Annotated in this window: 6 protein-coding genes; 4 read left to right on the top strand and 2 right to left on the bottom strand. The window is 46.4% G+C overall.

Going from position 1 to position 14,384, the window contains the following annotated elements; genetic code table 11:
* Positions 1 to 101: 101 nt before the first annotated feature.
* The 4 genes from KOD92_RS06600 to glgB all read left to right on the top strand — a co-directional run bounded on the left by KOD92_RS06600 (position 102) and on the right by glgB (position 11,732).
* Positions 102 to 4,328, top strand: coding sequence for a hybrid sensor histidine kinase/response regulator (locus KOD92_RS06600; protein WP_215232762.1), 4,227 nt, complete (start codon positions 102 to 104; stop codon positions 4,326 to 4,328).
* A 161-nt stretch (positions 4,329 to 4,489) separates the two neighbouring features.
* On the top strand, positions 4,490 to 6,448 hold the full coding sequence (locus KOD92_RS06595; RefSeq protein WP_215232761.1) for an alpha-1,4-glucan--maltose-1-phosphate maltosyltransferase: 1,959 nt from the start codon (positions 4,490 to 4,492) through the stop codon (positions 6,446 to 6,448).
* Between the two features lie 6 nt (positions 6,449 to 6,454).
* Positions 6,455 to 9,790 (top strand): maltose alpha-D-glucosyltransferase, encoded by a 3,336-nt coding sequence (gene treS / locus KOD92_RS06590; RefSeq protein ID WP_215232760.1) that lies wholly within the window; start codon positions 6,455 to 6,457, stop codon positions 9,788 to 9,790.
* Between the two features lie 10 nt (positions 9,791 to 9,800).
* Complete coding sequence (gene glgB, locus KOD92_RS06585) at positions 9,801 to 11,732, top strand: 1,4-alpha-glucan branching protein GlgB (protein WP_215232759.1); 1,932 nt, start codon at positions 9,801 to 9,803, stop codon at positions 11,730 to 11,732.
* 157 nt (positions 11,733 to 11,889) lie between these two features.
* Here glgB and KOD92_RS06580 read toward each other — a convergent pair whose 3' ends face one another.
* Both KOD92_RS06580 and KOD92_RS06575 read right to left on the bottom strand, forming a co-directional pair.
* Complete coding sequence (locus tag KOD92_RS06580) at positions 11,890 to 13,182, bottom strand: hypothetical protein (RefSeq protein WP_215232758.1); 1,293 nt, start codon at positions 13,180 to 13,182, stop codon at positions 11,890 to 11,892.
* A 122-nt stretch (positions 13,183 to 13,304) separates the two neighbouring features.
* Positions 13,305 to 14,330 carry a T9SS type A sorting domain-containing protein gene (locus KOD92_RS06575; RefSeq protein ID WP_215232757.1) on the bottom strand — a complete coding sequence of 342 codons (1,026 nt, stop codon included), beginning with the start codon at positions 14,328 to 14,330 and terminating at the stop codon, positions 13,305 to 13,307.
* Between the last annotated feature and the right edge of the window lie 54 nt (positions 14,331 to 14,384).

Here is a 14,384-nt window from a genome sequence, read left to right as displayed (position 1 = left end):
TCTTTGTCGAATTAGTTTCCAAAACTTAACATATTTAATTCTTAAATCCCTCAAATTATTAAAAATGTTGAGTCAAATTTCACATCGGAGCTGACTAATCGATGAAACTACATCTCCGATTGTGCCTTGCTTTACTATTGTTCTTTCATAGCGCAAGTGCCCAGAAAATCCAACGTGCGTTCCGGCATATTACTACCAATCAGGGTCTTTCGCAGAATAACGTGACGGATATCCTGATGGACCGGCGTGGCTTTATGTGGTTTAGTACGCAGGATGGACTCAACAGGTACGATGGCTACAAGTTTACCGTATACCGTCACGACCCGGAGGATGCCGGAAGTATCGCGCAAAGCTATGTCACCACCTTGTTTGAGGACAGGCAGGGGCGCCTTTGGGTAGGCACACAGGACGGTGGCATTAGTTTATATAACTTTGAAACCGACCGCTTTACCAATTACCAGCACGACCCGCGAAAAAGTAAAAGTATCAGCAGCAACAAGATCACATCGATCGTACAGAATGCTGCAGGTGATTTCTGGATCGGCACTTCGGGAGGCGGCCTCAACTTTTTTGACAATAAAAAGAGAACTTTCAAAAGCTACCGAAACGATCCCGGCAATGCTGCGAGTCTGAACGACGACTTTATTAAGGATGTCATGATCGATCACAAGGGTGAGATCTGGGTCGCTACACGCTCTACCGGTATTAACAGGTTCAATCCTTCAACCAATACGTTCACCCGTTTTATTCACGATCCTGCAAATCCTGCCTCACTTAGCAAAAACGAGATTAACAGCATTTATGAGGATCGGCAGAAGAACTTGTGGGTCGCCACGGAGGGCGGCGGAGTAAACCTGATGAACCGCGCCAATGGTACATTCAGATCTTTCCGTAACAAACCCTCCAATCCAGCCAGTATTTCCCACGACGATATATTGTCATTTGCCGAGGATAAAAGCGGAAGGTTGTGGATCGGGACGCGGAACGGCGGGATCAATATCCTCGAAAAAGACGGGCGCTTTATCAGATACGAGTTTAACAAGCTGGATCCGAACGGGCTTAACAATGGTTCTATCTATTCGATTTTCTGTGATCCTGTGGGTACGATGTGGGTGGGCACTTTTGCGGGCGGATTGAATATCATGGATTACGAGCCGCTCAAATTCAACCGCTTCCGCAGTAGTACGGTTGCCTCGAAGGGACTGACCAATGACAATGTGCTGAGTGTAATGCAGGATTACACGGGCAAAATCTGGCTGGGCACAGACGGGGGCGGCATTAATGTCATGGATCCGAAAACGGGCAGCTTTGAATACTACGCACACCAGCCAGGCCAGCCATTTTCTGTTGCGAGCAATTTTATAACAGCATTGTATGAGGATGCCGACCGGAAAATCTGGGTCGGCAATTACAAAGGCGGCCTGAGTATTTTCGACCGGCCTGGCAACCGGTTCCTCAACCTGAACCGCGATCCGGAAATAGCGAGGATCATCCCCGTCAACATTCATTCGCTCGTCGACGACCGGAAAGGATATATTTGGATAGCCAGCTCGCAGGGCTTGCTCCGGTATGATAAGAATACCCATTCGTATATCAGTTACCTCAACGACCCGGGAAATCCCAGGAGCATCAGCAGCAGCAGCGTGCTGGCTTTGTATATTGATCGCAGCGGCAAGCTTTGGATCGGCACAGAAGGCGGAGGATTAAATCTTTTTGACGAAAAAGCGAATGCATTTATCCGTTTCACGCATGATCCTGCCAATAGCAGATCGATCAGCAACAATCTGGTGAACTGTATATTTGAAGATAGCAAAGGCAACTTGTGGCTGGGTACGAATGGAGGTATCAATCTTTTTGACAAAAGAAACCAGACTTTCACCTGCTACCGGCAAAAGGACGGACTGCCGAATGATCTGATCTGGGGGATTCTCGAAGATTCGCACGGGCTGCTCTGGATCAGTACCAATAACGGCTTGTCGAGATTCGACCCGGCTTCGAAATCTTTCCGCAACTTCGATATCAGCGACGGTTTGCAGGGTACTTCATTTAATAGAATGGCCGCTTACGAAGATCAGAACGGCAGGATGTATTTTGGGGGACAAAACGGGCTCAACATTTTTCACCCGGACAGCATTCGCTACAATACATTTATACCCCCCGTTTTTATTACAGATTTTCAGATCTTCAATGAATCTGTCCGGGTCGGCGGCGAGTCTCCACTTCAAAAACATATTACGCAGACGCGCGAGATTACGGTTTCCTACGATGACCTGATGCTTTCATTCGAATTCTCCGCACTGAATTACACGCTGACGAGAAAGAATAAATACGCTTACAAGCTGGAAGGGTTTGACAAAGACTGGATCTATTCGGGCACGAACAGAAAAGCTACTTATACCAATCTCGATCCGGGGAAATACCGTTTTCGCGTGAAGGCGGCTAATAACGACGGGATCTGGAATGAAACGGGCACATCGGTACTGCTGCGGATCGTCCCGCCTTTCTGGCAAACGTGGTGGTTCAGGGCACTGATGGTATTGCTGGTCGCGGCGGCTGTGTATCTGCTATACCGCGGGAGGGTCCGTGTTATTCAAAATCAAAAACAGGTTTTGCAGCGGAAGGTCTTCCAGCGGACGAAGGAAGTGGTGCGGCAGAAACAGGCGCTTGAAAAACAGGCGGCCGACCTGCGCGTGCTGAATGAAAGTTTACATCAAAAACACATTCTTGAACACCAGGCCCGCGAAGAGGCAGAAAAGGCCAATCAGGCAAAAAGCGTGTTCCTGGCTACAATGAGCCACGAAATCAGGACACCAATGAACGGGATCCTGGGAATGGCACTTCTGCTTTCACAAACCGAAATGAGCGAGGAGCAGGCGGAATATACCGAGACGATCATCGGCTGTGGCGACGGGTTATTGACTGTGATCAACGACGTGCTGGACTTCTCGAAGATCGAGTCCGGGAATATGGAGCTGGAAAGTAAGAACTTCAATCTGCTTGAATGCATCGAGGAAGTGCTGGATATTTTTGCAAGAAAAGCGGCCGACCTCGGACTTGACCTCGTGTATCAGATCGACCCGGATGTGCCGCCTCAGATTATCGGGGACAATCTGCGGCTGCGGCAGATATTGATCAATCTGGTGAGCAACGCAATTAAGTTTACCCACGAAGGCGAGATTTTGGTGCAGGTAAGTCAGAGAAAATTGAACAGCGGAAACGATATTGAACTGACATTTCAGGTCCAGGATACCGGGATTGGTATCGCGGCCGACAAGCTCGACCTGCTTTTTAGGGCATTCTCGCAGGTGGATTCTTCTCACAGCAGGAAATACGGCGGAACGGGGCTGGGGTTGGTGATCAGTCAGCGGCTGGTGCAACTAATGGGCGGAAGTATTTATGCAGAAAGTGAACCGGGCAAAGGCACCAGCTTTTACTTTACTATTAAAACAGAGGCCGGCACCGCCCTGCCCCAGGCGAATACGGCAACAATTGGTGCAGAAATCGACGGTAAACAGGTTCTCATTGTTGACGATAACAAAACCAACCTGCGCATTATTGAATCACAACTCAAATACTGGAAGCTATCTCCGATCCTGGCTTCTTCCGGGGCAGAAGCGTTGAATATCCTCAAAGCGGATCATAAAATCGAGCTGGTGATCACGGACCAGAACATGCCGGAAATGACCGGTGTGCAGCTGGCAACAATCATTAAAGAACAGTTTGGTGAAATTCCCGTGGTGCTGCTTACTTCCGTGGGAGACGAAACACGGAAAAACTATCCGGGCATATTCTGCTCGATCCTGACCAAACCGGTGAAAAACCAAAAACTCGGCGAGGTTGTAAAAAAGGAACTTTCGCGGCAACAGGTTATGCCTGATAGAAAGGTTGCCGCTGAGAAAAATCTCTTGTCAGCCGCATTTGCCGAACAGTTTCCTCTTGAAATCCTGATCGCAGAGGATAATGTGATCAATGAAAAGCTGTTTGTGAAAGTACTTTCCAAAATGGGTTACGCCCCGAGAGTAGCCCGAAACGGCAAAGAGGCGCTTGCGGAAGCTTCAAAATCGGAGTATGACGTTGTCTTCATGGATGTTCAAATGCCTGAAATGGACGGTTTGGAAGCTACCGGCCGCATCCGCCAACTCTCCGGACGCCAGCCGCTTATTATCGCGATGACAGCCAATGCGATGCAGGAAGACAGGGAAATATGCATTGGTGCAGGTATGGATGATTATCTAGCCAAGCCGCTGCGTTATGAGGAAATAAAAACTGCGCTCGAAAGGGTTTATCATCTTAGAAATACCATTTCTACCGAAAACGAAACCCGGTAAACGCTACTTCTGCCCGAATTTCAATTCCTTTCAATACTTGTTAAAAAACTGAACGTAAGAAACGCACAGGTCGATTGCATCCGCAGTAAATTTGTTCTGCAGGCATGATTTTGATTGCTAGTTTTGCCATTCAACCAAGTGGAAAACTAAAAATCTGATCGATGAGCAACAAGGACGGAAGGAAACGGGTGATAATCACCAATGTTGGTCCCCAAGTTGAAGAAGGCAGGCTTCCGGCGAGAAGAGCTATTGGAGAAAGTATCGTTTTTTCGGCTGATATCTTCGGAGATGGCCATGATTCAGTGGCCGCAAGCGTAATCTACAAATACGAATCTGACCAGTTCTGGGAGCAAATCCCCATGCAGTTTATTATAAACGACCGCTGGGAAGCTCGTTGGACCCCGGACAAGATCGGGCTATACGAATACCGGTTTACAGGCTGGGTCGACCATTTTACTACCTGGAAAAAGGGTTTGGTAAAAAAATTCGAGGCCGGCCAGGATATTGCAGTCGAACTTAAAATAGGGGCTGAGATTTTGCGGGAAGCTGCCGGTTTGACAAGTGGTGAAAACGCGTCTCTACTTGCAGGCTCGGCCGATTCTCTCATCACAGCTACTGACCCGCAGTGGGCTGTTGATCTGGCGATTAGCGATGACGTTGCCAACACAGTTTCTACAATCCGCTACACCGATCGTACTACCGTTTTTGACCATACTTTTGAGCTTGAAATAGAGCGGAAAAAGGCGGCATTCAGCAGTTGGTACGAGCTGTTCCCGCGATCAGCTTCCAGCCAGCCAGGTCAGCACGGTACTTTCAGGGACGTGATCAACTTGCTTCCAAAAGTTGCCAAAATGGGTTTCGATATCCTGTACTTTCCTCCTATTCACCCAATTGGAGAAATGAAAAGGAAGGGAAAGAATAACTCACTTACTCCATCTGACACCGATCCCGGTTCACCCTGGGCAATCGGTAACAGGCTGGGCGGACACAAAGCGGTACACCCGGAACTAGGTACGATCGAGGACTTTGTTGAGTTGGTTGAGAATGCGAAAAAGCTGGATATTGAAGTCGCAATGGACATTGCCTATCAATGTGCGCCCGATCATCCTTATGTGAAAGAACATCCCCAGTGGTTTAAATGGCGGCCCGACGGTACGGTACAATATGCGGAGAATCCGCCGAAACGTTACGAAGATATTCTACCGTTTGACTTTGAGACCCAGGATTGGGAGAATATGTGGCAGGAGTTGAAAAGTGTGATCGACTTCTGGATCGAAAAAGGCGTGAATGTGTTCCGGATCGATAACCCGCATACCAAAGCATTCGGTTTCTGGCAGTGGCTGATCGGCGAAGTTCGCAAATCACACCCGCAGGTATTGTTTCTGGCTGAGGCATTTACTCGACCCAGGGTCATGGAGCGACTTGGCAAGATCGGCTTCAACCAATCTTATACCTACTTTACGTGGCGTAACAGTAAATGGGAGCTGGAACAATACATGAACGAGCTGACCAAGACAGATCAGCAGTACTATTTCCGTCCCAACTTCTGGCCTAATACCCCAGACATTCTCCCCCATCACCTTGTCGAGGGTGGAGAAAATGCGCATATCACCCGACTTATCCTGGCAGCTACACTTTCTTCCAACTATGGGCTATACGGACCAGTTTACGAATATGGAGTCAACACGCCGCATCCCGGAAAAGAAGAGTACACGGATAATGAAAAGTATGAGATCAAGCAATGGGATTGGGATCGTTACAGCCGCACCAGGGAGATCATAACCCGGATCAATACCATCAGAAAGCAGAATACTGCGCTGCAAACGACCTGGAATATAGAAATTGCAGAAACTGACAATGATATGGTAATGTGCTATTTAAAGTCTGATCCCGCACAAAACAATGCACTGCTGATCGTCGTCAATCTCGATTATTTCAATACCCAGGGCGCGCATATCAAGGTTCCGCTGCACCTTTTGGGTATTCGTTACGACCAGCCTTATGCGGTTAGTGATGTGCTTAGTGGTGAAAAATACTACTGGCAGGGAGAATACAATTTTGTTCAGTTGAATCCTTACGAAATGCCGGCGCATATTTTCAAAATAGAAACACTCAATTGAGATACCATGGAATATAAGAACGGAATACTTGAAAAGAATTTGCATTGGTATAAGGATGCGATTATTTACGAGCTACATATAAAAGCATTTAAAGACGGGAATTGTGACGGTATCGGTGATTTCAAGGGTTTGATGGAACAACTTGATTACCTTCAGGATCTCGGCGTGACGGCAATCTGGCTGCTGCCTTTTTACCCCTCGCCGCTTCGAGACGATGGTTACGATATCGCTGATTATTACACTATTAACCCTTCTTACGGGGATATTGCCGAGTTTAAGGCATTTCTGAAAGAGGCGCATAAGCGTGGTTTAAAAGTAATTACCGAGCTGGTAATTAACCACACTTCCGACCAGCATCCGTGGTTTCAGCGCGCGCGGAAAGCACCCAAAGGTTCTGCACACCGTAATTACTACGTGTGGACGGACGATCCGAAGCAGTTTAAAGATGCCAGGATCATTTTCCAGGATTATGAAAAATCAAACTGGACCTGGGACAGTGTTGCCGAACAATATTACTGGCACCGCTTCTTCCACCACCAGCCCGATTTGAATTTTGACAATTTGCAGGTTCAGGAAGAGATATTCAAAATCATCAATTTTTGGTGTAAAATGGGTGTCGACGGTTTCAGGCTGGACGCGGTACCTTATCTTTTTGAGAGAGATGGTACTAACTGTGAAAACCTTCCCGAGACCCACGCATTCCTGAAAAAACTGAGGAAGCACGTCGACCAGCGCTACCCGGGCACTTTGCTGCTTGCGGAGGCGAATATGTGGCCTGAGGATTCGGCTGCATATTTTGGTGATGGGGATGAATGTCAGATGAACTATCACTTCCCGATCATGCCGCGGATGTTTATGTCGCTGCAAATGGAGGACAGGTATCCTATTACGGATATTTTTGACCAAACTCCTGCTATTCCGGATAACTGTCAGTGGGGTATTTTCCTGAGAAACCACGACGAGCTGACGCTTGAAATGGTAACTGACGAGGAGCGGGACTATATGTACAAAGCCTACGTGAAAGATCCCAAAGCGCGGATTAATCTCGGAATCAGGCACCGGCTGGCTCCTTTGATGGAAAACAACCGGAAGAAAATAGAGTTGCTGAACTCCCTGCTATTCACTTTCCCGGGAACCCCTATTATTTATTACGGGGATGAAATCGGAATGGGAGATAATTTCTATCTGGGTGACCGTGACGGGGTCAGGACACCAATGCAATGGAGCCCTGATCGCAATGCAGGTTTTTCACAGGCGAATCCACAGCAGCTTTATCTACCACTTATTCTTGATCCGCAATATCATTACGAGTCGATCAACGTAGAATTGCAGTCCCGAAATTCTTCGTCGCTGCTTTGGTGGATGAAACGGGCGATTAATACAAGGAAAAAATACGCTGCATTCAGCCGCGGCGATATTCACTTCCTGAACTCGGAAAACTCGAAGGTACTTGCATTCACACGTACGTTTCAGGACGAAACTATGCTGGTGATCGCCAACCTTTCCAGGTTCCCGCAACCCGTCGAGCTGGATCTGGATCAGTATAAAGGTTATCAGCCTGTGGAAATTTACAGTAAAAATAAATTTCCTTCGGTGAAAGATAACACACCTTATTTCTTCACTCTGGAAGCGTATGCTTGTCAGTGTTTCGCATTGGAAAAAACGCATCCGGAAATTGACGATAACCAGGAACTTCCGCTTTTGCAACTGGACAAATGGAAGGATCTGCTGGATCAAAGAGCGATCGAGCAGCTTGAAAACAAGCTTTTGCCCGCTTACCTGATGAAAATGAGGTGGTTTGGCGGAAAGGGCAAGGGACTGGACAGCATTAAAGTGATAAGTCACGCGACTATCCCGCTGGGCAGCAACCCACCAGCTTATATTTTCCTGCTGGAAGCTTCTTACCAAAACGATGTGAATGAGATATATCAGCTGCCACTTGCCTATGGTAAAGAACCATTTTCAAACAGGGTAAGAGAAGACTGCCCGCAGGCTGTTATATCCCGTATTAAGATCAAGGGTGAAGAAGAAGGGGTTTTGTTCGATGCGATTTATGGTTTCGAGTTGCAGCAGGCTTTGATTGTCAACATGGGATCGGGTGAAAAGTTACCTGCAAAAAACAGCGAGATTCATTTTACCGGAAACAGCGATCTTGAAACGCATATCAAGACTACAGAAAAGATTAAGCCGAAGGTATTGTCTGGTGAGCAGAGCAATACTTCCATTAATTACGATGGAAAGTACTTCTTCAAATTGTACCGCAAAGTCGACCGGGCGATTAATCCGGATATGGAGATCACGCACTTCCTTACTCACAAAGCCCACTTCAAGAATATACCTGCATTTGTCGGGGCGGTGGAATGGAAGTATAAAAACGATTCTATGGTGCTCGGTATGATGCAGGAAATGGTGAATAACAGCACCGACGCCTGGGCGAATATGCTCGACCGACTTGACAGCTTCAATGAAAAGATCCTTTTGGGCGGCGAGATCGAACTTCCCGAGCTTAAAGGAACATTGACAGAACCGATTGGTTATGAAGATATTCCGGAAACTTTCAGGGATTTGCTTGATGTGTCTGTCGCAGAGCAAGTTTCCTTGTTGGGTATTCGTACGGGTGAAATGCACTTAGCCCTAGCCTCTGAAAAGGAGTCAGATGATTTTAAACCGGAGGATTTCTCACTGCATTACCAGCGGTCTGTATATTCTTCTTTACAGTCGCTTGTCAGGGTTGCATTCCAGAGTTTGAACCGCAACATGAAAAAGCTGACGCCGGAGGTGAAGCACGAAGCTGAGGAAGTGCTTCAAATGAAAGAAGAGATCCTGACGGAATTGAAGAAGGTATATTCACGAAAAATTGATACATCTAAGATCCGGATTCACGGTGACTACCACTTGGGTCAAGTACTGTTTACCGGAAAGGATTTTGTGATTCTTGATTTTGAGGGTGAACCGGCGAGGAGTTATAGCGAGCGGAGACTCAAAAGATCTGCGCTCAGGGATGTAGCAGGAATGCTGCGGTCGTTCCATTATGCTGCTTACGGAAGTCTTTACCTTGATAATCAGGTGAGAACGGAAGATATCGCCAAGCTGCTGCCCTACGTAGAGCAATGGTATCACTACATGAGCGGCATATTCATGAAAGCCTATCTGGAAACTGTGAAAGAGAACCCGATCGTGCCTCAGAAAAAAGAGGACCTGGATGTTCTGATGCAGACTTTCCTGCTTCAAAAAGCTATTTACGAGCTGAATTATGAAGTGAATAATCGCCCATCGTGGGTTATGGTGCCACTACGAGGAATTAAATCGATAATCAAAAAAAACGAAGCGGTGAACGCTTAACCAGGCTATTATGACTGATTTGCAAAATAATTCGTCTGCCAAGTTATCCGACTTTGACGTTAATTTGTTCCGGGCCGGCACACACTATCATGTTTATAATAAGCTCGGCTCTCACATTACTGAGGTCGACGGACAGCGCGGCACCTATTTTTCGGTTTGGGCTCCCAATGCAAAGGACGTGACAGTGGTTGGTAATTTCAACGGCTGGAATAGAACGGAAAACCCGCTGACGGTTCGCGGCGACGGTTCGGGAATCTGGGAAGGCTTTATTGCCGGATTGGGCAAGGGTGAATACTATAAATATTTCATCACTTCCCACTCCGGGCACCAGGTTGAAAAAGGCGATCCTTATGCTGTACATTGGGAAACGCCGCCGCACACGGCTTCAGTAGTGTGGGATCTGGAATATGAATGGAAAGATTCTGAGTGGTTATCCAATCGAAAATCAGGATCGCCTCTGGAAAAACCTATTTCCGTTTACGAGGTCCATATCGGCTCCTGGCGCCGTGCGCATGAAGAAGAGGGACGTTTTCTGACCTATCGTGAGCTCGCAGCAGAGCTACCTGAGTATTGCAAATACATGGGATTCTCGCACGTGGAGTTTATGCCGATTATGGAACATCCGTTTTACGGGTCGTGGGGTTATCAGCTTACCGGGTATTTTGCGCCTTCGAGCCGTTTTGGTACACCACAGGATTTTATGTTCTTGGTAGATGCGCTTCATCAGGCTGGTATCGGCGTCATTTTGGACTGGGTTCCCTCCCATTTCCCGACTGACGAACACGGGCTTGGCTATTTCGATGGTACGCATTTGTATGAACACGCTGATCCGAGAAAAGGCTTTCATCCGGATTGGAAGAGCTTTATTTTTAATTATGGCAGAAATGAGGTAAAGGCATTCCTCATTTCAAACGCTATTTACTGGCTTGACAAATTTCATATCGACGCTCTCCGGGTTGACGCAGTTGCCTCGATGCTGTATCTGGACTATTCTCGGAATGAGGGTGAATGGATCCCTAATCAATATGGCGGAAGAGAAAACCTTGAAGCGATTGACTTTTTGAAGGAATTCAATACGGCGGTACACCAGTATTTCCCCGATGTGTTTACTGTTGCGGAAGAATCTACCGCCTGGCCCGGCGTAACGCAACTCCCACAAAATGGTGGTTTAGGTTTCGATATGAAATGGATGATGGGTTGGATGCACGATACCTTGTCTTATTTCCAGAAAGAGCCTGTTTATCGATCACATCACCAGGGTCAGCTGGCATTCAGCACGCATTATGCGTTCTCCGAAAAATTTACTTTGCCTTTGTCTCACGACGAGGTGGTCTACGGAAAACATTCGATGATTAACAAAATGCCCGGCGATCACTGGCAGCAGTTTGCAAATCTGAGAGCCTTGTACGGTTACATGTTCGGCCACCCGGGTGCGAAGTTGCTATTTATGGGAGCAGACTTTGCGCAGCGTCACGAGTGGCGCCACGATTTCAGCCTGGACTGGGATGAAAATCTGAATCCATCGCACAACGGAATACAGTTGCTGTTAAAAGACCTCAACGAGTTTTATGCTTCCCAGCCTGCCTTGTACGAGAAGAATTTTTCTTGGGAAGGTTTTGAATGGATCGATAATCAAGACAGCACCAATAGTGTTTTCAGCTGGATCAGGAAAGGAAACAATCCGGAAGACGACCTTATTTTTGTGGCCAACTTTACGCCGGTAGTGAGAACAAACTATCGGATCGGCGTTCCAAAACCAGGGTACTATCAGGAAGTCTTCAATACAGACAACCAGAAATACGGCGGGTCTGACCTATTAGAGCTCAAAGAACAGGAAAGCTACCCGATCCCAAAACATTCCAGGGTTCATTCTATTCCATTACGAATCCCTGGGCTAGCTGTGGTGGTATTGAAATACGCGAAAGGGTTTGACTGGCTGTAATAACATAAAAAGAGGCTACGTCACACCGGACGTAGCCTCAAACAAACTACCCACACATACTTAATCGAAATTTCGAGGTTGTTCCAGGGGACACGTGACTTAAAAATAACCCCAGAACTTATTAAAATAATAGGCTATCGCTTATACTGCTAATCACTTAGTTCGCGGAAATGTTGATAATCGCTGCATTGTTTGAGGTATCACTTTCATTGCTAGCAACACCTATAACCACCGCAGTCAGGTTCTGAACTAGACTACTTAGTGTGCTGTTCTTACGCTTTATTTTGAATCCGACCGCCGCCTTCTGAGTACCCTGAATTAGCGTAGACTTCCTGGCAGTTATGAAATTGGCATTTTCAGGAAATGTCCATTCCGAATTCCCATTTGGAATACCGCCAAAAACATCAGAGATCCCGCTCTGCCCGCTGTAAGTGATTTCGTAGCCACTCGGTTTTGTAAGTCTGATGGTTGTGACTGTATCCGTACTTGTTCCTATTGTTTCAAAGACATTCACCACAAAATCGCGACTTGCTCCTTCGTTGAAGTTCAACCAGTTTATGGCAACCGTCGGCGAAAGGTCGAAGCAACCAGAACTTACAATTACCTTGGCCGTCGAATTATTGGTATTGTAACATCCTAGCGTATTATCGTATTTAAAAGCATAGAATATCCCGATACCGGCAGCTTCTGGATTACTTAATTTTTCACCCGAATGGGTAGGATTCGTAAACCACACCACAGAGACGGCTCCACCGGGTGGTTGTTGGGCTAATGCACCCAGATCTGTATTTGTACCACATATTATTTTTAATGAAGTGGCATCTAAGGTCACTTGATCAGTTCCGGCGAAACACTCCGTGAGGGCATTAAAGCCAATATCTAAATTTATAAATCCACCCGTCGAACTTGCTCCTGAAAAGGTTAATCTTACATTGGAAACTGTCGGAGTAAATTCAAGTACTTTACTGATCCATTTACTGGTATTAACACCGGCGGTAAAAGTAGTTGTCTGACTTGTGAATGGGGTCGCAACTCCGCCTGATAAAGTAGCAAGCTCTAATTTTCCCGTCTCTCCATAGCCGGCATCGCTGGCTCTTTTGCTAGCCATGATATTGTATTTCAAATAGTATTTTTTGTTTGGCGTAAGCCCCGTCAAGTTCGTGTGACAAGTTGCTGTCGCTATTGGCGAAACATAGGCACTAAGGAACGAACCGAGGAATGAGGGCGCCGGCCCATCTGGTAACGGACTCCAGGGCTGATTTGCCAACCCAGCAAAATGTATTTCGTTGGAGATGCTCGGAAAGAAATTTGTCGCGCCGGCGTCTTTTATCCACTCATTAGGCAAGCAGCCTTGGCAAGTATTACCCTGTGAAGTTGGTGCAACTTCCTGTCCATAAGCTGCCGAAAACAAACAAATGGCTACTATTAATTTTGTAAAATTTGATTTCATTTGGTAGATCCAAAGGATATTCGGTGTGTGCGGATTGTAAAAGCTTTTAGCATGTTTTTTCGTTGCTGGCAGCTATGATAAGCTGTGAGGCCACCTTTTTCCAGGCAGCCCCAAGCGCTCACCTATCTAACAACCAAAACTTTCAGACTCGTTTCCTGCCCGTCTTCTGTCCTCACACGCACAACATACATGCCTGCCTTAAATTGGCGAACATCAATTTCCCTCACATTAGCATTCGACTGATAGATCGCTTTTCCATTTACATCCGAGACAGTCACGTTAGCAATCTTTGAAGAAGTGCCCTTTAATATCAATACGTCTGAAACAGGGTTTGGATATACATAATGAGACGCTACGTTAAAATTAAGGTTACGCATTTCGCTATACGCACTTGTACCATCTTTGTCTATCATGTGTAAACGATACAAGTTCTGTCCATTAAAGGGAGCCGCGTCAATCGCCGTATAGGTTTTGCTAACCTTACTTTCTCCCAGCGCCTGAACCGACTCGATTGTATTCCACTTTTTTCCGTCATCACTCTTCTGAACATCAAATCGATCGCTATTCACCTCCTCTGTTGTGACCCAATTCAAGTTGGCTGTGTTTCCCTCTTTGCTGACACTGAATGATTTAAGTTTTACCGGTAAGTTCAGCTCAACAGGCATTGTTGCTGTACTATTATCGTTAGCGGCATTATTCCCAACTGTCTGTGGTCCCTGAAAGCCGAGTGTGCACGTTATAAGTCCAGTACCTATTTCTTTGCCACTAACAACAACGTCGAATTCAATACAGTCGAATTGTGCAAGTGTTCCATTATACAGCAACCTTATTGTATGATCCCCTTCAACATTCGTCAAGGACTGCACAGTATAATCCGTTAATGGAGTTCCATCAGTGTTAACTGCATCGAGTATTTCGAGATTATCCGGAAAACTTATTTGGGGTCTTAGCTTGTTTGGAGGTGCTGTAATATTCGTCGGATTTGTATTGCACATTGACACCCTTAATAATCCATTCGTATGATTCAGCATTGGAATGGTTTGAGGAGTAATGTTAATTGCAACATCCTGGGCGTAAGCTGATGTGAGGAAGAGAGAGCCAGTTAAACATAGCCCTGCACGTAGAAGTTGTCTCATTTCTGTTTTCATTTTAGTTTCTTATTTATTTGGTATTACTGTGTCGCTTATAAAGCTTTGGTTATG

It is taken from the genome of Dyadobacter linearis, from assembly GCF_907165045.1.
In the GTDB taxonomy this organism is placed as follows: domain Bacteria; phylum Bacteroidota; class Bacteroidia; order Cytophagales; family Spirosomataceae; genus Dyadobacter; species Dyadobacter linearis.
Note: the sequence above shows the minus strand (reverse complement) of the source record. Positions and strands in the feature narration are given on the sequence as shown.

What these genes read in the sequence shown, in the direction of transcription:
- KOD92_RS06580 (WP_215232758.1), bottom strand. Translation starts at nt 13,182, where the DNA reads ATGAAATCAAATTTTACAAAATTAATAGTAGCCATTTGTTTGTTTTCG.
- glgB (WP_215232759.1), top strand. Translation starts at nt 9,801, where the DNA reads ATGACTGATTTGCAAAATAATTCGTCTGCCAAGTTATCCGACTTTGAC.
- KOD92_RS06575 (WP_215232757.1), bottom strand. Translation starts at nt 14,330, where the DNA reads ATGAAAACAGAAATGAGACAACTTCTACGTGCAGGGCTATGTTTAACT.
- KOD92_RS06595 (WP_215232761.1), top strand. Translation starts at nt 4,490, where the DNA reads ATGAGCAACAAGGACGGAAGGAAACGGGTGATAATCACCAATGTTGGT.
- KOD92_RS06600 (WP_215232762.1), top strand. Translation starts at nt 102, where the DNA reads ATGAAACTACATCTCCGATTGTGCCTTGCTTTACTATTGTTCTTTCAT.
- treS (WP_215232760.1), top strand. Translation starts at nt 6,455, where the DNA reads ATGGAATATAAGAACGGAATACTTGAAAAGAATTTGCATTGGTATAAG.